Genomic DNA, 17,853 nt, shown 5'->3' with positions numbered 1-17,853 from the left:
GGCTCTCCCAACGTCGTCGTGGCATAGGCATTGCCGAGGGACGACGTTGGCCCTCCGCGAAATTTCGTGCAGGTTACAGGATGGCCCGCTTCTCGAAAAGCGGATAGTGCCTTCCAACATGCGGACACCGCGCACGGCGGTAATCAAGGACGCGGACGGAAACCAGCCGTCCCGACAGCGGCGTTCGGCAGGCGACATTGCCCCGGACGCGCCTGGGCCTTATGCCCCGCCTTCAACAAAACGAAACCGCTGGGTAACGCGTTAATTATGCGGCCACCCGTATGACACGTCACCCTACGACGGTTCCGAACAATGCTCCCAGGGCGTACGTCACACCTGCGGCGGCGCCGCCCAGGGCCAGTTGGCGCAATCCGCTGAACCACCACGAGCGCGCCGTCACCCGCGCCACGACCGCCCCGCAACCGAACAGACCCAGCAGCGCGAGCAGCACCGCGGGCCACAGCGCGGAGGCCCCCAGAAGGTAGGGAAGAACAGGCAACAGGGCGCCGAGAGCAAACGATCCGAAGGAGGAAATGGCGGCTACGGCGGGAGAAGGAAGGTCCGAGGGGTCAATTCCCAATTCCTCGCGGGCGTGGATTTCCAGCGCCTGCTCGGGGTCCTTCGAGAGCTGCTCGGCCACCTTCCGGGCCAGCGCGGGCTCCACCCCGCGCGACCGGTAGAGCGCGGCCAGCTCCTCCTGCTCGTCCTGGGGGTGCTTGCGCAACTGGGCCCGCTCGACGTCCAGCTCGGCGAGGACCAGCTCGCGCTGCGAGGCGACCGAGGTGTACTCCCCCGCGGCCATCGAGAAGGCACCGGCGGCCAGACCCGCGAGACCCGTGATGATGATCGTCTGCTGCGATACGGAGCCGCCCGCGACGCCCGTCATCAGCGCGAGGTTCGAGACCAGCCCGTCCATGGCGCCGAAGACCGCGGGACGCAGCCAGCCGCCGTTCACATCGCGGTGGGTGTGATTGTCGCGGTGGGCGGCGTGCGTCGGCGCCGCGGCATCCATGATCTCCATGACCGACATATCGGGACCTACTCCCTTCAGCGAGGTGTGGGCCGATGGCGGCACTTCCCCCTCCAACACCTCGAAGCTATGCGCGAATCACCCCTCACCGCTAGCAAGGAAGGCCGTACTTACCGCGCTGACCTGCGGTTTTACGGGAAAGGTCGTGGTGAGATCTGGATCACATGCCCGCTTCGGCGGCTACCGGGGACTCTTCCGGGCGCCGCGGCGTCCGGCTCCAGGGGGCGACCGGGTGACCGTGCCGCGCGACGCAGGAGAGCGGGGCCGCCGCGTGGCACGGATACACCAGGCAGCGGTCCGCCCGGCCGGACCGGCGGCCCACCCGCATGACAGAAGGGCACCGACCATGAGCACACCGCCACCCCCGGCCGCTGACGCGCCGGACTCCCCGTCGGAGCGCCCGGACCGGCCGGACGCGACCGGCGCGCCGCGCACCCGGAGCACGCCGGGCGAGCCCGGGGGCCCGGTCGGGCCGGTGGGACCCGACGGGCCGGTCGGGCCGGGGGGACCTGTAGGACCGGTGGGACCGATGAAGCCGGTGGGACCGGACGAGACCGGTGTGCCGGGCGGACCGGTCAGGCCCGTCGGACCCGGCGGTCCGGTCGGGCCGGCCGGGCCCACCGGGCCGACCGCCACCTGCACGGCCGTCGCGCGACCCCTGGAAGGGCGCCCCCGCTCATGACGTACACGGCACCCAGGTCGCCGGAGAACCCGGCCGCGCCGTCCACGGAGGCACTCGCGCCCGCCCCGTCCGCCGGCACCGGGTCGGCCCTGGAGGACCGGGCGACCGGCTGCCTGGTCGGTGCCGCCGTCGGCGACGCGCTGGGCGGGCCGGTGGAGGGCTGGACGCCGGAGCAGATCGTGGCGCGGCACGGCGGGCGCGTGACGGGCATCGTCGGGCCGTTCCACCCCGACTGGCGCACCGCCCGGCCGCTCACGCCGTACCACAAGGGCGACGGGCACGTCACCGACGACACCCTGATGACGCACGCGCTCGTACGGGTCTACGAGACGGTCCGCGATCACCTCGACGCCTACGACATCGCCGACCACCTCGTGCCGGACCTGATCGGGACCCCGCGCTGGATCCCGGAGCTGGAGACCGAGGCGCTGCCGCTTCAGCGGATCTTTCTCGCGGAGAAGTGGATCGTCACCCGGCTGCACTACGGGCATGTCGACCCCAGGGAGGCGGGCGTCGGGAACATCGTCAACTGCGGGGCGGCGATGTACATGGCGCCGGTCGGCGTCGTCAACGCCGGTCATCCCGACCGGGCCTACGCCGAGGCGCTGGACATCGCGGCCACCCACCAGTCCTCGTACGGGCGCGAGGCGGCCGGTGTCTTCGCCGCGGCCGTCGCCGCCGCCTGCGCGCCGGACGCCACCGTCGACTCGGTCGTCGGTCACGCGCTGCGGCTCGCCAAGGACGGTACCCGGGCGGCGATCGAGGAGGTCTGCGAAACGGCCGCGCGGCACACCGACTACGAGTCGGCGCTGGCGCCGCTGCGCGCGGCCGTCACCCCGTTCGACACCGTCGGCCCGGACTACCACAACCCGTCCTTGGGCGCCCGGCGCCCGTCCCGCCTGCATTCCGTGGAGGAACTCCCCGTCACCCTGGGCATGTTGGTCGTCGGCGGCGGCGACTACCGGCATACGGTGCTCGGTTCGGTCAACTACGGGCGGGACTGCGATTCGATCGCCACGATGAGCGGCGCGCTCGCCGGCGCGCTGCACGGCGCTCGGGCCGTTCCGGAGGAGTGGAGCGGCGAGGTCGCGCGGGCCAGCCGCCTCGATCTGCGGGCCCCCGCGACGGCGCTGGCGGGCGTCACCCGGGAGATCTTCCATCGCGACGCCGCCCGCCATCAGGCGCACACGGACGCGTTCGCGGCCCTCACCGCGGCGGGATGAGGACCCGCCGGAGGAGAACCGGCAGCGAAGAGGAAAGCGCCGGGAGGCTCGGTGTCAGCGAGTCTCCCGGCGCTCTTCGACGGGTGGCGCGTCACCGCGACGGGTGGCGCGCGGTGGGTCAGGACTTCTTGGCGCCGCCGCTTCCGGCGGGCTTGGCGGAGTCGTCGGCGGGAGCGGACGGGTCGGCGTCGGCCTCGGCCTCGGCGACCGGCTCGCCGGCGGCCTCGGAGATCCCGGGCGCGGCCTCAGCGGCTTCAGCGGCCTCACCGGTCTCGGCGGCCTCCTCAGCCTCCGTGGCCTCCTTCGCCCCTTCGGCCTCCACGGCCCCGGCGGTCTCCTTCGCCGCATCGGACTCGCCGACCGCGGCCTTGTCGAACGACACCTTCCCGGCCGCGTCCCTCTCGGCGCTCTCCGCGTCGGCGTACGCACGGTCCGCGTCGGCGGCCGCCACCGCGCCCGCCTGCGCACCCGGCTCCACGACCGCCTCGCGGCCCGGGACCTTCTTGGCGGAGATCAGCAGGTAGGCGACGGCGCAGACGAAGACGATGATCGAGGTCCACACGTTCAGCCGCAGGCCGAGGATGTGGTGCGCCTCGTCGACGCGCATGTACTCGATCCAGGCGCGACCCGCGCAGTAGGCGGCGACGTAGAGCGCGAAGACCCGGCCGTGGCCCATGCGGAAGCGCTTGTCGGCCCACATGACCAGCAGGGCGACGCCGATGCACCACAGGCACTCGTACAGGAACGTCGGGTGGTAGGTGCCGCCGACCCGGCCGATGTCCGGGTCGGAGTCGATCTTCAGCGCCCAGGGCACGTCCGTGGCGCGGCCGTAGAGCTCCTGGTTGAACCAGTTGCCCCAGCGGCCGATGGCCTGTCCGAAGGCGAGGCCGGGCGCGAGGGCGTCGGCGTACGCGGGGAGCGGGATGCCGCGCCGGCGGCAGCCGATCCAGGCGCCCACCGCGCCGAGCGCGACCGCGCCCCAGATGCCGAGGCCGCCCTCCCACACCTTGAGTGCGTCGAGCGGATGGCCGTCCTTGCCGAAGTACGGCTCGTACGTCGTGATGACGTGGTAGAGGCGTCCACCGACGAGCCCGAAGGGCACGGCCCATACGGCGATGTCCGCGACGGTTCCGGAGCGGCCACCGCGCTGAACCCAGCGCTTGTTGCCGAGCCAGACGCCGATGAAGACGCCGATGATGATGCAGAACGCGTAGCCGCGCAGCGGGACCGGGCCGAGATAGACGACACCGGTCGACGGGCTGGGAATGAATGCGAGGTCCATGGCAGGGTCGACGCTACCGCGCCGGGCGGGGTCGGCGACAACCCACCCGGCTACGGCTGCGTAACGACCCCGCGCCCGCTCCGTGACGCTGCGTGTCCGCCCCCGTGCCCGGGAGCGGCTAGGACGCCGCCGGGGCCGGCTTTCCCGGCCGCTTCCCCTTGTTGGCGTCCCGGACCATCTTCTTGAGGACCGCGGGGGTGACCTGGCCGCCCTTGACCTTCGCCAGGTTCTGGCCGTTGAGCAGGATGGTCGGCGTGCCGCCGTACCCGGAGGCGGCGAAGGCTTCGTTGGACTTGGCGACGAAGCCGTCGTAGGTGCCGTTGTTGACGCAGGCGGTGAAGGAGTCGCTCACCAGGCCCTTGACCTTGCCCGCGAGTTGGAGGAGGTACTGCTTGTCGGCGAACTTGTCCTGCGGCTCGGGCGGCTGGTGGGAGTAGAGGGTGTCGTGGTACTCGCGGAACCTGCCCGCGTCCTGGGCGCAGAGCGCCGCGTTGGCGGCGTTGAGGGAGCCCTTGCCGCCCATGTTGCCGTCGATGAGCGTGGCGAGGTGGTATTCGGTCTTGAGCTGGCCGGAGTCCTCCAGTTCGTGGATGACCGAGCGGAAGCCGGTCTCGAACTGCCGGCAGGCGGGGCAGCGGAAGTCCTCCCAGATCGCGAGGGTGGACGGCGCGCTGCCGGCGCCCACCGGGACGGCGGGTTTGTCGCCGCCGCTCGCCGCCTTGGGCAGGGCCATCTTCTGGCTGCCGCCGCCGTCCCCGCCACTGGCCGCCGCCCAGACGGCGATGCCGCCGGCGAGCGCCAGCACCGCCACGACCGACCCGGCGACGATCGCCTGGCGGCCGCGCCGGGCGCGCGCCTTCTCCTTCTCACGCTGTGCCTGCAGCCGCTCGCGGGCGCTGCTCTGTCCGTCTTGGTTTTTCTGGCTCACATCCCTGGAAACGAAGCGGAGGGGTGCCCTCGCACCCCTCCGCACCGATGTTCGCCCTATCGGAGGACAGCTCCACCGGGCCCGCACACGCGTGCCCGCGCGGGCGGCGCCTCCGGACGCCTCACACGCGCTTGCGCACGCCCTCGGCCAGCTCGCCCGCCAGGGCGCGGACGCCGGCGAGACCGGCCTCCAGGTCGCCGTCCGCCTCCAGCAGGCGCTTGACGAACGCCGAGCCGACGATCACTCCGTCGGCGAACTGGGCGACCTCGGCGGCCTGCACCGGGTTGGAGACGCCGAGGCCGACGCAGACCGGCAGGTCGGTGGTGGCGCGGGTGCGCTCCACCAGGTCCTGCGCCTCGCGGCCGACCGACTCGCGGGTGCCGGTGACCCCCATCAGGGACGCGGCGTAGACGAAGCCGCTGCCCGCCGCGGTGATCTTGGCGAGCCGGTCGTCCCGGCTGCTCGGCGCGACCACGAAGACGGTGGCCAGGCCGTGCTGCTCGGCGGCCTTGCGCCACACCTCGGACTCCTCGACCGGCAGGTCGGGCAGGATGCAGCCGGCACCGCCCGCCGCGGCCAGGTCGGCCGCGAACCGCTCGACGCCGTAGCGGTCGACGGGGTTCCAGTACGTCATGCACAGCACCGGAGCGCCGCTGGCGGTGTGCACCTCCCCGACCGTGCGGATCACATCGGTGATCTTCACGCCGCCGCGCAGCGCGATGTCGTCGGCGGTCTGGATGACCGGCCCGTCCAGGACCGGGTCGCTGTGCGGCAGCCCGACCTCGACGACGTCGCAGCCGCCGTCCAGCATCGCGGTCATCGCCTGGATGCCGCCGTCGACGGTGGGGAAGCCGGCCGGGAGGTAGCCGACGAGCGCGGCGCGGTTCTCCGCCCGTGCCGCGGCCAGGACCTCGTTGAGCAGTTCCACGTTGCCCGCCATCACTTCTCCCCCTGGCTGTCGTCGTTGCGCGCGTCGTCGTACAGCCCGAAGTAGCGGGCGGCGGTGTCCATGTCCTTGTCGCCACGGCCGGAGAGGTTCACCAGCAGCAGCCCCTCGGGGCCCAGCTCGCGGCCCAGCTCCAGCGCGCCGGCCAGCGCGTGCGCGCTCTCGATCGCCGGGATGATGCCCTCGGTCCGCGACAGCAGCCGCAGCGCCCGCATCGCGTCGTCGTCGGTGACCGCGCGGTACTCGGCGCGGCCGGCGTCCTTGAGGTAGGCGTGCTCGGGGCCGATGCCGGGGTAGTCCAGGCCGGCGGAGATGGAGTACGGCTCGGTGATCTGGCCGTCCTCGTCCTGGAGGACGTAGCTGCGCGAGCCGTGCAGGATGCCGGGGGTGCCCTCGGTGAGGGTGGCGGCGTGCTCGCCGGTCGCGACGCCGTGTCCGCCGGGCTCGCAGCCGACGAGGCGGACCTGGGCGTCGGGCAGGAAGGCGTGGAAGAGGCCGATGGCGTTGGAGCCGCCGCCGACGCAGGCCACGGCGGCGTCGGGCAGCCGTCCGGCGCGCTCCAGGATCTGGCGGCGCGCCTCGACGCCGATGACGCGGTGGAAGTCGCGTACCAGCGCCGGGAAGGGGTGGGGGCCGGCGACCGTGCCGAAGAGGTAGTGGGTGCGGTCGACGTTGGCGACCCAGTCGCGGAACGCCTCGTTGATGGCGTCCTTGAGGGTGCGGCTGCCGGAGGTGACCGAGACGACCTCGGCGCCGAGCATCCGCATCCGGGCGACGTTGAGCGCCTGCCGCTGGGTGTCGACCTCGCCCATGTAGATGACGCATTCGAGGCCGAAGAGGGCGCAGGCGGTGGCGGTGGCGACGCCGTGTTGGCCGGCGCCGGTCTCGGCGATGACGCGGGTCTTGCCCATCCGCTTGGTGAGCAGCGCCTGGCCCAGCACGTTGTTGATCTTGTGTGAGCCGGTGTGGTTGAGGTCCTCGCGCTTGAGGAACACCCGGGCGCCGCCGGCGTGTTCGGCGAACCGCGGCACCTCGGTGAGCGCGCTGGGGCGCCCGGTGTAGTTGACCATGAGGTCGTTGAGCTCGGCGGCGAAGGCGGGGTCCGCCTTCGCCTTCTCGTACTCGGCGGCGACCTCGTCGACCGCGGCGACCAGCGCCTCGGGGATGAACTTGCCGCCGAAGGCGCCGAAGTAGCCCTGGGGGCTGGGGACCAGACCCTCGGGGTCGGGAACGAAGAACTCGGAGGACATCTGACGCACTCCTAGACCGGGGCAGTCGCCCCGGAAGTCCGGATATGTCGGGATAGAGGCATGCGGGAGGGGGCGCGCGGGGGGAAGCGTGTCGCTTCAAGCCGTGTCCTACACGGCAGCCCTGCGCCGGCACGGGGCCGACGCGTCAGCGCGCGGACCCCGGTCGCCATCGCATGCCGTTGATCTGTCCCGGCTCCGAGCCGATGTGATACCTGACCCGGCGCCCGTGGACGCGTCGCGCGGGCGCGCGGCAGCCACGGTGCCAGGGCGGCAGCGCGCTGCGCTTGGGTTCGGGGCGGCGAGGGGCGACACGCGGGAAACCGCGGCCCGTCGCCGGAGGGAGGACACGGACCGCCTCCGCCGCACCGCGCGCGCCGACCGGACCCGGGTGGAGTTCCCGGGCCGGGCGGCGGATGCGGATGCCGGTGGCGGTCATGTCGCTGCCGTGGCCTTTCAGGACCGGCCGTGGCGGATCGCCGGGTGCGAGCCCGCGGCGACCAGGTCGGCGACGGCCGTCTTGGGGTCCTTGCCGGTGACCAGCGACTCGCCGACCAGGACGGCGTCCGCGCCGTCGTTGGCGTACGCGATCAGGTCGTGCGGCCCGCGCACCCCGGACTCGGCGATCTTGACGATGTGGTCGGGGATCTCGGGGGCGATCCGGGCGAAGTTGCCGCGGTCGACCTCGAGGGTCTTGAGGTTGCGGGCGTTGACGCCGATGATCCGGGCGCCGGCGTCCACCGCGCGGGCGGCCTCTTCCTCGTCGTGCACCTCGACCAGCGGCGTCAGCCCGATCGACTGGGCCCGCTCGATGAGCGAGACCAGCGCCTCCTGGTCCAGCGCGGCGACGATCAGCAGCGCGAGGTCGGCGCCGTAGGCCCGGGCCTCCCACAACTGGTAGGCGGTGACGATGAAGTCCTTGCGCAGCACGGGGATGTCGACCCGGGCGCGGACCGCTTCGAGGTCGGCCAGGGAGCCGCCGAACCGGCGCTGCTCGGTGAGGACGGAGATGACCGCCGCGCCGCCCGCTTCGTAGTCGGCGGCGAGCCCGGCGGGATCGGCGATCGCGGCGAGTGCGCCCTTGGAGGGGCTGGAGCGCTTCACCTCGCAGATCACCGTGACGCTGTCGCCCTTGAGGGCCGCCACACCGTCCTTGGCCGGGCGGGCCTTGTGCGCCCGCTCCTTGAGCTCGTCGAGGCCCACACGCGCCTGCCGCTCGGCGAGGTCGGCGCGGACTCCGTCGATGATCTCGTCGAGCACGCTCACGCGAGCGGCCTCCTTCTTGAACGGTGGAGGTGGACAGTGGCCCATGAGACGACAAGCCGTCCCAGCAGGCTCTCCGATGGTATCCGCCAGGGGGCGAAGGTCCCGCATCCGGTTGTGAACGGTCCCATTACCTGGACGCCGGTACGCGGTTTCGACCTGCGGAAACCTCCGTATCCGGGGGCTCGGGGAAGGTCCGGACACGGTTTTCGGCGGGGTGCGGCGGGATCGCGCGGCGGGCCGGTCACGGGGCCAGGCCACTGCCGAAGGGAAGATTGCGCACCAGCGTGAAGGCCAGCGTCAGCCCGGCCAGCGCCCACCAGTGAGCGGCCGCCGGGCGCGGGCCGGGCGTGCGGCGGCCGCGTACCGCCCGGACCAGCCAGCGGATCCACAGGACGGCGAGGACGGCGTAGCCGGCCATCGCCAGGGCGTTCGCGCTCAGCGCCGCCGGGAGGTCGCCGTGTGCCAGGGCGTGCGCGCCGCGCAGTGCGCCGCAGGCCGGGCAGTACAGGCCGGTCAGGCGCGGCAGCGGGCACAGGGGGTAGTGGCCGGGCTCGTGGGGATCGACGGCGCCGACGTAGGCGAAGGCGGCGGTGACGGCCGCGAGGGTGGCCAGGGGAGGCAGGAGGCGGCGGAGCGGGCCGCGCCGGGGGGCCTCGGGGAGCCGGGGCCGCCAGGGAGTGAGCGGCGGGGGGTGCGGGCCGGCGGCCGGCGGGGCGCCGGGGCGGGCCGGCGGCGGGGCCGGTGCTCGGGTCGGGGCCGCGGGTTCGCTCACGGCCCCGATTGTTCCGCCGCGCGCGCGAAGGCGCAGCTTCTCGGCCGCCGTACGGGGCGGGCACGGACGGCCGGGACCATACGCCGGGAGCGCGGGGGCAGGGCACGCCCGGTGCGTACGGGCCGGGAAGCGGCGCCTTCGGGAAGTGGTGCCGCGGTGGCGCCGGGCCCCGGCGCCACACGGGTCGCGGAGGTCAGCCCTCCTGCGGCTGCGCGGTCGCCTTGGCACGCGCCGGCGAGGAGGCGGCCTTGGGGACCGAGCCCAGGCCCGCCATGCGCATGAGGCCACCGACCACGGCACCGAGGCCGATCAGGACCATGCCCGCCCAGAAACCGGCGACGTTCGCCATCACTATGAAGGCGCCGGCGACACAGAAGCCGATGAACGAGATGATGACGCCGGTCCAGGCGGCGGGGGTGTGTCCGTGGCCACTGCTCGACATGAAAGCTCCTCGTTGCTCCATCGCGCCGGGTCCGGGCGCGTGATCCTCGTCGTCCATTGTCACCGATGCCGGAGGGGGCCCCGTTACCGGGTCGGGTCCTCGCCGCGGTCCAGGGACTTCCAGATCTCCTCGGGACGGTCCAGGTCCGGGGGCGCGGCGGCGCGGCGGGAGCCGCGGGCGCCGCCCGGCGCGCGGTCGTAACGGCCCGACATCGCGGGCCAGTAGCGGCCGTGCAGCAGTGCGAGGAGCCCGGCGACCAGCAGCAGCAGGCCGCCGGCCGCGGCCACCCACGGCCACAGGGTGTGCGTGACGTGATGCACATCGGTTCCGCTCAGACCGACCGCGGTGGCCGCCTTCTCGCGCAGCGCGGCGGTGTCGGACCGGCCGAGGACCGAGGCGACGACGATGCCCAGGCCGCTGAGGGCGAGCAGGGCGGCGACCGCCACCCGGCCGGCCCGGCGCACCGCGAAGACGGCGACCAGCGCGGCGAGGCCGACGACGGCGAGCGCGCCGGGCACGCCCGTCACATCGCTGCCGGTCACGCTGCGCGGCAGGGCGCCCTGAGCCAGGAGCGCGGTGCCCTCCGCCCAGGTACGGCCGGAGGACAGCAGCGCGAGGCTCGCGCCGGCCGCGCCGGCCAGCAGCGCGAGCGCCAGGCTGCGCCTCGCGCCGCGCGCGGCCTTCTCCGGCGTGGGCTCGGGCGCGCCCGGGGGCTCGGGGTCGGTACGGGGCTGGGGTTCGGCGCTCACCTCTCCACTATCGCGTACGGCGCGACGCGGCCCGGCGGGCGGGGGTGCGCGGCCCGGGACCGCCGCCCCCTCACAGGCCGGTCGGGCCGGCCTTCTCCAGCCTGTTCGCGGTGTTCACGGCCCGCAGCACCGCGGCCGCCTTGTTGCGGCACTCGGTGTCCTCGGCGACCGGGTCGGAGTCGGCGACGACGCCGGCGCCCGCTTGGACGTAGGCCGTGCCGTCCCGCAGCAGGGCGGTGCGGATCGCGATGGCGGTGTCGGAGTCGCCGGCGAAGTCGAGGTAGCCGACGCAGCCGCCGTACAGGCCGCGCCGGGTCGGCTCCAGCTCCTCGATGATCTGCATGGCGCGCGGCTTGGGCGCGCCGGAGAGGGTGCCGGCGGGGAAGCAGGCGGTGAGCACGTCGAAGGCGGTGCGGTCGGCGGCGACCCGGCCGGTGACCGTGGAGACGATGTGCATGACGTGGCTGTATCGCTCCACGGACATGAAGTCGACGACCTCGACGCTGCCGGGCTCGCACACCCGGCCCAGGTCGTTGCGCCCCAGGTCGACGAGCATCAGGTGCTCGGCGCGCTCCTTGGGGTCGGCCATCAGCTCGTCCGCGAGCGCCTGGTCCTCCTGGACGGTCGCGCCGCGCGGGCGGGTGCCGGCGATGGGATGCAGCATCGCGCGGCCGGCCTCGACCTTGACCAGCGCCTCGGGGCTGGAGCCGACCACGTCGAAGTGCGCGCCGCCGCCCTCGCCGTCGCCTCCGTCGAAGCGGAAGAGGTACATGTACGGGCTGGGGTTCGTGGCGCGCAGCACGCGGTAGACGTCCAACGCGCTTGCCGTGCACGGGGTTTCGAACCGCTGGGAGGGCACCACCTGGAACGCCTCGCCCGCGCGGATGCGCTCCTTGATGTCCTCGACGGCCTCCTGGTAGGCGGCGCCGCCCCATTCCGCGGTGTACGCGGGCACCTCGGACGGCGGGAGGGCCGCGGCACTGGCCTGCGCGGGGCGGGCCAGGTCGTCGGCCATGGCGTCCAGCCGGGCCACGGCGTCGGCGTACGCCTCGTCCAGCCCGGTTTCGAGGGCGTTGTGGTTGATGGCGTTGGCGATCAGCAGGACCGTGCCGTTCCAGTGGTCCAGGACCGCCAGATCGGAGGTGAGCAGCATCGTCAGTTCGGGCAGCCGGAGGTCGTCGGCGGTCTGCTCGCCGATCTTCTCCAGGCGGCGCACGATGTCGTAGCCGAGGTAGCCGACCATGCCGCCGGTGAACGGCGGCAGGCCCTCGCCCTCGATGAGGTCCCGGGGGGTGTGCAGCGCCTCGACGGTCGCGCGCAGGACGGCGAGCGGGTCGCCCTCGGTGGGCACGCCGACGGGCGGGGTGCCCAGCCAGTGCGCCTGGCCGTCGCGGGTGGTCAGGGTCGCCGCGCTGCGTACGCCGATGAAGGAGTAGCGCGACCACGTCCGGCCGTTCTCGGCGGACTCCAGGAGGAAGGTGCCGGGGCGCTCGGCCGCGAGTTTGCGGTAGAGGCCCACGGGGGTGTCGCCGTCCGCGAGCAGCCGACGGGTGACGGGGATGACCCGCCGGTCCTTGGCGAGGGTGCGGAAGGTGTCGAGGTCCGGATGGGCGGTGCCGGTGGTTCCCGTGGTCATGACAGCGGAGCCTACTGTCCGGGGGCCGGCGCGGGGGCCAGCACATCGGCGTCGAAGCAGGTGCGGTCGCCGGTGTGGCAGGCGGCGCCGACCTGGTCGACCTTCACCAGGACGGTGTCGCCGTCGCAGTCCAGGGCCACGGACTTGACGTGCTGGACGTGGCCGGAGGTGTCGCCCTTGACCCAGTACTCCTGGCGGCTGCGGGACCAGTACGTGCAGCGGCCGGTGGTGAGCGTGCGGCGCAGCGCCTCGTCGTCCATCCAGCCCAGCATCAGTACCTCGCCGGTGTCGTACTGCTGGGCGATGGCGGGGACCAGGCCGTCGGGGCCGCGCTTGAGGCGGGCCGCGAGGGCGGGGTCCAGGGCGGGCGGGGTGGTGTCCGGGAGGGGGGCGCGGCTGCTCATGGCTCCATTGTGCCGTGCGGTGTTCCGCCGGCATGCCGGGGCGGGTGGGGTTCGGGTCGGCCGGGTGTGGCTCCGCGGGGCGCGGGGCCGGTGTGGCGCGGCGTCGTGGCAGGGGGCGGGGGCCCGTCGTAGGCTGGGCCGCATGTCGACCCATGCGAAGCGTGAACGGCTGCTGTTCGCCGACCTGTTGGAGAGCGCGGGCCCCGAGGCACCGACGCTCTGCGGGAACTGGACGGCGCGGGAACTCGCCGCGCACATCGTGGTGCGTGAGCGGCGCCCCGACGCCGCGTCCGGCATCGTCATCAAGCCGCTGGCCGCGCGGCTGGAGCGGGTGCAGGCGGAGTACGTGAGCAAGCCGTACGAGGAACTGCTCCAGCTCATCCGGTCCGGGCCGCCCCGGTTGTCGCCGTTCGCGCTGAAGCAGATCGACGAGGCATCCAACACCGTGGAGTTCTACATCCACTCCGAGGACGTGCGGCGGGCGCAGCCGGACTGGGCGCGGCGGGAGCTGGACCCGGTGTTCGCGGACGCACTGTGGTCCCGGCTGGAGAAGATCGCGCGGGTGCTGGGGCGGAAGTCGCCGGTGGGTCTGGTGCTGCGGCGGCCCGACGGGCGGACGGCGGTGGCCCGGCGGGGCACGCCGGTCGTGACGGTCGTCGGCGAGCCGGGTGAGCTGACGATGTTCGCGTACGGGCGGCAGGCGGTGGCGGACATCGCGGCGGAGGGCGAGAAGGACGCGATCGACCTTGTGATGACCGCGAAACTGGGGGTGTGACGGGGCGCTCGGGCGCGGGGTCGCCCCCGCGCCGGGCCTACGGCTCCCCCAGGTGGGCTCTCAGGATGCGTTCCAGTTCGCGGGCGGCCCGGGGTGGGGAGACGTCGGCGCGGTGGGCGACGGAGATGACGCGGTGCATGCCGGGGGTGGCGAAGCGGGTGATGGTCAGGCCGGAGCGTTCGGCGACCATGCTGGGGACGACGGCGAGGCCCAGGCCCGCGCGGACGAAGCCCAGGACGGCGTCCATCTCGCCGCCCTCCACGGTGAAGGTGGGGTCGAAGCCCGCCGCGCGGCAGGCGGCGGTGGTGAATTCGCGCAGGTCGTAGCCGCGCCGGAACATCGCCAGGGGGCGGCCGCGGAGGTCTTCGACGCGGATGCGGGCGCGGCGGCCCACGGGGGCGGGGCGGTCGGGGGCGGAGACCACGACGAGCTCTTCGCGCAGCAGGTCGGAGGTGGCGAGGGCGGGGGCCTGGACGGGCAGGGGCGTGATGATCAGGGCCAGGTCGAGCTGGCCGTCGGCGAGGGCGCGGACGAGGTCCTGGGAGCCGTCCTCGTTCACGATCAGGTCGACGCCGGGGTAGGCGGCGTGGAAGGCGCTCAGTACGTCGGGCACAAGGCTGGCGCAGAGGCTGGGCGGGGCGCCGAGGCGGAGCCGGCCGCGGCGGAGCTGGGCGACCTCCTGGACTTCGCGGCGGGCGGTCTCGGTGTCGGCGAGGATGCGGCGGGCCAGCGGCAGGAGGGTCTCCCCGGCGTCGGTGAGGGTGATGTGGCCGCGGGCGCGGTGGAAGAGTTCGGCGCCCAACTCCCGTTCCAGGGAACGGATTTGCTGAGATAGGGAGGGCTGGGCCACGTGTTCGCGTTCGGCGGCGCGGGTGAAGTGGCGGGTGTCGGCGACGGCCGTGAAGTAGCGGAGCTGCTGGAGCTGCATGGGCGGCATCCTAGGCGGACGATAGGCGTTGGCTATGGATATGAGCCGGTGCATGTCTTGGACTGATCCGGTGGCCGGTCCCTAACGTCAGGGCCCATGGCACTGGACACTCGGACGGATCGACGGCCGTCCTTCGCGGGCCTTCTGTGGCGCTCGACCGTCGGCAAGAAGACGGCGATGGCCGTCAGCGGCATCGTGATGCTGCTGTATCTGGTCGTCCATATGCTGGGCAACCTCAAGATCTTCTTCGGGCCGGCGGAATTCAACGGATACGCCGCCTGGCTGCGCACGATCGGCGAGCCGTTCCTGCACCATGAGTGGTTCCTGTGGATCGCGCGGGTGGTGCTGGTCGCCGCCGTCGTCACGCACGCGGTGGCCGCCTGGCAACTGAGCCGCCGGGACCTCGCCGCCCGGCCGGTCAAGTACGTCCGCCCGTCGTCCGGACCCCGGCCGGGGCGCCTCACGCCGCGCCTCCCCCGGCGCCGGGTGAGCTACGCGACGCGGACGATGCGCTGGGGCGGGGTGATCCTCGGGCTGTTCCTCGTCTGGCATCTGCTGGACCTGACGACGCTGACGGTGAACCCGCGCGCCGAGGCCGGCCACCCGTACGAGAACGTCCTCGCCACCTTCTCCACCTGGTACGGCAACGCCGTCTACGGCGTGGCGATGCTCGCCCTGGGGCTGCACATCCGGCACGGCTTCTGGAGTGCCGCGCAGACGCTGGGCGCCAACCGGCCCGGCCGCGACCGGCTGCTCAAAGGGCTGGCCAATGGCCTCGCGGCCCTGCTGACCGCGGGTTTCCTCGCCGTTCCCCTGTCCGTGACGACCGGAGTAGTGAGCTGACATGCAGAGCGGATCCATGACGGGCGGATTCGTGACGGGCGCGCCCGTCGCCGACACCGCGGCTCCCGGCGGGCCGATCGCCGAGCGATGGGACCGGCGCCGTTTCGAGGCGCAACTGGTCAACCCCGCCAACCGGCGGCGGCACACCGTCATCGTCGTCGGCACCGGACTGGCCGGCGGCGCGGCGGGCGCGACGCTCGCCGAACAGGGCTACCGCGTCGAGCAGTTCTGCTACCAGGACTCGCCGCGCCGGGCGCATTCGATCGCGGCGCAGGGCGGTATCAACGCGGCGAAGAACTACCGCAACGACGGGGACAGCGTTCACCGGTTGTTCTACGACACGGTCAAGGGCGGCGACTTCCGGGCGCGGGAGTCCAACGTGCACCGGCTGGCGCAGATCTCGGTGGAGATCATCGACCAGTGCGTGGCGCAGGGGGTGCCGTTCGCGCGGGAGTACGGCGGTCTGCTCGACACCCGGTCGTTCGGCGGTGTGCAGGTGTCCCGGACGTTCTACGCACGGGGCCAGACGGGGCAGCAGTTGCTGCTGGGCGCCTATCAGGCGCTGTCCCGGCAGATCGCGGCGGGGAATGTGCGGCTGCACGCGCGGACCGAGATGCTCGATCTGATCGTGGTGGACGGACGGGCCCGGGGAATCGTGGCCCGGGATCTGGTCACGGGCCGGATCGAGACGTACTTCGCGGACGCGGTGGTGCTGGCGAGCGGCGGCTACGGAAATGTCTTCTACCTGTCGACCAACGCCATGAACTCCAATGCGACGGCGATCTGGCGGGCGCACCGGCGGGGCGCGTACTTCGCGAATCCCTGCTTCACGCAGATCCATCCGACGTGCATTCCGCGGACCGGTGAGCACCAGTCGAAGCTGACGCTGATGAGCGAGTCGCTGCGCAACGACGGCCGGATCTGGGTGCCGAAGGCGAAGGGTGACCGGCGGCCGCCGGAGCGGATCCCCGAGGGCGAGCGCGACTACTACCTGGAGCGGATCTATCCGGCGTTCGGGAATCTCGTACCGCGGGACATCGCCTCCCGGGCGGCGAAGAACGTCTGCGACGAGGGACGCGGGGTGGGCCCGGGCGGGCAGGGCGTCTATCTGGACTTCGCGGACGCCATCGGACGGATGGGCCGGGCCAAGGTCGAGGAGAAGTACGGCAACCTCTTCGAGATGTACGAGCGGATCACCGCGGAGAATCCGTACGAGGTGCCGATGCGGATCTATCCCGCCGTGCACTACACGATGGGCGGGCTGTGGGTCGACTACGACCTCCAGACCACCGTTCCGGGACTGTTCGCGATCGGCGAGGCCAATTTCTCCGATCACGGCGCGAACCGGCTCGGCGCCTCGGCGCTGATGCAGGGGCTGGCCGACGGCTATTTCGTACTGCCGGCCACCGTCAACGACTATCTCGCCCGCAATCCCCTCACCGACGATGTGGACGCCGCCCACCCGGCGGCCGTGGCCGCGGTCGGCGAGACCACGGCGCGGCTGGCGCAACTGCTGGCCGTCGACGGTGACCGTACGCCGGACTCCTTTCACCGCGAGATCGGCGAACTCATGTGGGAATACTGCGGAATGGCCCGCACGGAGGCCGGGCTGCGCAAGGCGCTGGAGCGCATTCCGCGGATTCGCGAGGAATTCTGGCGGCGCGTCAAGGTGCCGGGAGTCGGCGAGGAGTTCAACCAGTCGCTGGAGAAGGCCAACCGCGTCGTCGACTATCTGGAGCTCGCCGAGCTGATGTGCCTCGACGCGCTGCACCGCGCGGAATCGTGCGGCGGCCACTTCCGCGAGGAGTCGCAGACCCCCGACGGTGAGGCGGCCCGCCGCGACGAGGAGTTCTCCTACGCCGCCGCCTGGGAATTCACCCCCGCCGGCCGGCCCCCCGTCCTGCACAAGGAAGACCTGGTCTTCGAGTACGTCCACCCCACCCAGCGGAGCTACGCATGAAGCTCACCCTGCGCGTCTGGCGCCAGAAGAGCGCCGACGCCGACGGCGCGATGTCCACGTACGAGGTGGACGGCGTCTCCCCCGACATGTCGTTCCTGGAGATGCTCGACACCCTCAATGAAGGGCTGATCCTGGCGGGCGACGATCCGGTCGCCTTCGACCATGACTGCCGCGAGGGGATCTGCGGCGCGTGCAGCCTGGTCATCAACGGTGACGCGCACGGCCCCGAGCGCACCACCACCTGCCAGCTCCACATGCGGTCCTTCCAGGACGGCGACACCATCGACGTGGAGCCGTGGCGGGCCGCCGCCTTCCCCGTCGTCAGGGACCTGGTGGTCGACCGTTCCGCGTTCGACCGCGTCATCCAGGCCGGCGGTTACATCACCGCACCGACCGGCGCCGCGCCCGAGGCGCACGCCACGGCCGTGCCCAAGCCGGTCGCCGACACCGCCTTCGAGCACGCCGAGTGCATCGGCTGCGGCGCGTGCGTGGCGGCCTGCCCCAACGGCTCGGCGATGCTGTTCACCGCCGCCAAGGTCGTCCACCTCAACTCCCTGCCGCAGGGCGCGCCGGAACGCGAGAGCCGGGTGCTGGACATGGTCGGTCGGATGGACGCCGAGGGGTTCGGCGGCTGCACGAACACCGGTGAGTGCGCGACGGCGTGCCCCAAGGGCATTCCGCTGTTCAGCATCGCCACGATGAACCGCGAGTTCGTGCGGGCCGCCCGCAAGGGCCGCTGA

Annotated in this window: 17 protein-coding genes; 5 read left to right on the top strand and 12 right to left on the bottom strand. The window is 72.8% G+C overall.

Going from position 1 to position 17,853, the window contains the following annotated elements; all coding sequences use genetic code 11:
- Positions 1-289: 289 nt before the first annotated feature.
- Positions 290-1,021 (bottom strand): VIT1/CCC1 transporter family protein, encoded by a 732-nt coding sequence (locus ACZ45Z_RS20945; protein ID WP_468364810.1) that lies wholly within the window; start codon positions 1,019-1,021, stop codon positions 290-292.
- 687 nt (positions 1,022-1,708) lie between these two features.
- Here ACZ45Z_RS20945 and ACZ45Z_RS20940 point away from each other — a divergent pair.
- Complete coding sequence (locus ACZ45Z_RS20940) at positions 1,709-2,935, top strand: ADP-ribosylglycohydrolase family protein (RefSeq protein ID WP_468364382.1); 1,227 nt, start codon at positions 1,709-1,711, stop codon at positions 2,933-2,935.
- Positions 2,936-3,053: 118 nt separating this feature from the next.
- Here the strand turns inward: ACZ45Z_RS20940 and lgt are convergent, their stop codons facing one another.
- From lgt to hisI, 10 genes are all read right to left on the bottom strand, one after another.
- Entirely contained in the window at positions 3,054-4,217 is a 1,164-nt protein-coding gene (gene lgt / locus ACZ45Z_RS20935; protein WP_468364379.1) for a prolipoprotein diacylglyceryl transferase, read from the bottom strand.
- A 118-nt stretch (positions 4,218-4,335) separates the two neighbouring features.
- Entirely contained in the window at positions 4,336-5,145 is an 810-nt protein-coding gene (locus tag ACZ45Z_RS20930; RefSeq protein ID WP_468364377.1) for a DsbA family protein, read from the bottom strand.
- A gap of 121 nt (positions 5,146-5,266) precedes the next feature.
- Positions 5,267-6,085, bottom strand: coding sequence for a tryptophan synthase subunit alpha (gene trpA, locus ACZ45Z_RS20925; RefSeq protein ID WP_468364374.1), 819 nt, complete (start codon positions 6,083-6,085; stop codon positions 5,267-5,269).
- Positions 6,085-7,341 (bottom strand): tryptophan synthase subunit beta, encoded by a 1,257-nt coding sequence (gene trpB / locus ACZ45Z_RS20920; protein WP_468364371.1) that lies wholly within the window; start codon positions 7,339-7,341, stop codon positions 6,085-6,087. Before trpB ends, trpA begins: the two co-directional genes overlap by 1 nt.
- Positions 7,342-7,794: 453 nt before the next feature.
- Complete coding sequence (gene trpC, locus ACZ45Z_RS20915) at positions 7,795-8,604, bottom strand: indole-3-glycerol phosphate synthase TrpC (RefSeq protein WP_468364368.1); 810 nt, start codon at positions 8,602-8,604, stop codon at positions 7,795-7,797.
- A gap of 241 nt (positions 8,605-8,845) precedes the next feature.
- Positions 8,846-9,376: a DUF2752 domain-containing protein gene (locus ACZ45Z_RS20910; RefSeq protein WP_468364365.1), complete on the bottom strand. Its 531-nt coding sequence runs from the start codon at positions 9,374-9,376 to the stop codon at positions 8,846-8,848.
- 193 nt (positions 9,377-9,569) lie between these two features.
- Entirely contained in the window at positions 9,570-9,818 is a 249-nt protein-coding gene (locus ACZ45Z_RS20905) for an HGxxPAAW family protein (protein ID WP_468364362.1), read from the bottom strand.
- 83 nt (positions 9,819-9,901) lie between these two features.
- Positions 9,902-10,567 (bottom strand): TIGR02234 family membrane protein, encoded by a 666-nt coding sequence (locus ACZ45Z_RS20900; RefSeq protein WP_468364359.1) that lies wholly within the window; start codon positions 10,565-10,567, stop codon positions 9,902-9,904.
- Positions 10,568-10,637: 70 nt separating this feature from the next.
- Positions 10,638-12,203, bottom strand: coding sequence for an anthranilate synthase component I (locus tag ACZ45Z_RS20895; RefSeq protein WP_468364356.1), 1,566 nt, complete (start codon positions 12,201-12,203; stop codon positions 10,638-10,640).
- 11 nt (positions 12,204-12,214) lie between these two features.
- On the bottom strand, positions 12,215-12,607 hold the full coding sequence (gene hisI / locus ACZ45Z_RS20890; RefSeq protein ID WP_468364353.1) for a phosphoribosyl-AMP cyclohydrolase: 393 nt from the start codon (positions 12,605-12,607) through the stop codon (positions 12,215-12,217).
- 142 nt (positions 12,608-12,749) lie between these two features.
- Here hisI and ACZ45Z_RS20885 point away from each other — a divergent pair, with 142 nt between their 5' ends.
- Complete coding sequence (locus tag ACZ45Z_RS20885; protein ID WP_468364350.1) at positions 12,750-13,382, top strand: TIGR03085 family metal-binding protein; 633 nt, start codon at positions 12,750-12,752, stop codon at positions 13,380-13,382.
- Between the two features lie 37 nt (positions 13,383-13,419).
- On the opposite strand, the gene ACZ45Z_RS20880 is transcribed toward ACZ45Z_RS20885, so the two are convergent.
- Positions 13,420-14,310: a LysR family transcriptional regulator gene (locus tag ACZ45Z_RS20880; RefSeq protein WP_468364347.1), complete on the bottom strand. Its 891-nt coding sequence runs from the start codon at positions 14,308-14,310 to the stop codon at positions 13,420-13,422.
- Positions 14,311-14,406: 96 nt separating this feature from the next.
- Between ACZ45Z_RS20880 and ACZ45Z_RS20875 the strand changes: the two genes are divergently transcribed.
- Genes ACZ45Z_RS20875 through ACZ45Z_RS20865 form a run of 3 tightly spaced genes read left to right on the top strand, consistent with a single transcriptional unit; the run spans position 14,407 to position 17,853 of the window.
- Positions 14,407-15,153, top strand: coding sequence for a succinate dehydrogenase cytochrome b subunit (locus tag ACZ45Z_RS20875; RefSeq protein ID WP_468364344.1), 747 nt, complete (start codon positions 14,407-14,409; stop codon positions 15,151-15,153).
- A 1-nt stretch (position 15,154) separates the two neighbouring features.
- Complete coding sequence (locus ACZ45Z_RS20870; protein ID WP_468364341.1) at positions 15,155-17,113, top strand: fumarate reductase/succinate dehydrogenase flavoprotein subunit; 1,959 nt, start codon at positions 15,155-15,157, stop codon at positions 17,111-17,113.
- Positions 17,110-17,853, top strand: a complete 744-nt coding sequence (locus ACZ45Z_RS20865) for a succinate dehydrogenase/fumarate reductase iron-sulfur subunit (protein ID WP_468364338.1) — start codon at positions 17,110-17,112, stop codon at positions 17,851-17,853. Before ACZ45Z_RS20870 ends, ACZ45Z_RS20865 begins: the two co-directional genes overlap by 4 nt.

It is taken from the genome of Streptomyces sp. NPDC031210 (assembly GCF_055570395.1).
The sequence above is the reverse complement of the archived record's forward strand: the minus strand, read 5'-3'. Positions and strand labels throughout refer to the sequence as shown.

Excerpts from the sequence above, each read along its gene's own strand:
- ACZ45Z_RS20945 (WP_468364810.1), bottom strand. The coding sequence starts at position 1,021 with ATGGAGATCATGGATGCCGCGGCGCCGACGCACGCCGCCCACCGCGAC.
- ACZ45Z_RS20940 (WP_468364382.1), top strand. The coding sequence starts at position 1,709 with ATGACGTACACGGCACCCAGGTCGCCGGAGAACCCGGCCGCGCCGTCC.
- lgt (WP_468364379.1), bottom strand. The coding sequence starts at position 4,217 with ATGGACCTCGCATTCATTCCCAGCCCGTCGACCGGTGTCGTCTATCTC.
- trpA (WP_468364374.1), bottom strand. The coding sequence starts at position 6,085 with ATGGCGGGCAACGTGGAACTGCTCAACGAGGTCCTGGCCGCGGCACGG.
- trpB (WP_468364371.1), bottom strand. The coding sequence starts at position 7,341 with ATGTCCTCCGAGTTCTTCGTTCCCGACCCCGAGGGTCTGGTCCCCAGC.
- ACZ45Z_RS20905 (WP_468364362.1), bottom strand. The coding sequence starts at position 9,818 with ATGTCGAGCAGTGGCCACGGACACACCCCCGCCGCCTGGACCGGCGTC.
- ACZ45Z_RS20895 (WP_468364356.1), bottom strand. The coding sequence starts at position 12,203 with ATGACCACGGGAACCACCGGCACCGCCCATCCGGACCTCGACACCTTC.
- hisI (WP_468364353.1), bottom strand. The coding sequence starts at position 12,607 with ATGAGCAGCCGCGCCCCCCTCCCGGACACCACCCCGCCCGCCCTGGAC.
- ACZ45Z_RS20885 (WP_468364350.1), top strand. The coding sequence starts at position 12,750 with ATGTCGACCCATGCGAAGCGTGAACGGCTGCTGTTCGCCGACCTGTTG.
- ACZ45Z_RS20880 (WP_468364347.1), bottom strand. The coding sequence starts at position 14,310 with ATGCAGCTCCAGCAGCTCCGCTACTTCACGGCCGTCGCCGACACCCGC.
- ACZ45Z_RS20875 (WP_468364344.1), top strand. The coding sequence starts at position 14,407 with ATGGCACTGGACACTCGGACGGATCGACGGCCGTCCTTCGCGGGCCTT.
- ACZ45Z_RS20870 (WP_468364341.1), top strand. The coding sequence starts at position 15,155 with ATGCAGAGCGGATCCATGACGGGCGGATTCGTGACGGGCGCGCCCGTC.
- ACZ45Z_RS20865 (WP_468364338.1), top strand. The coding sequence starts at position 17,110 with ATGAAGCTCACCCTGCGCGTCTGGCGCCAGAAGAGCGCCGACGCCGAC.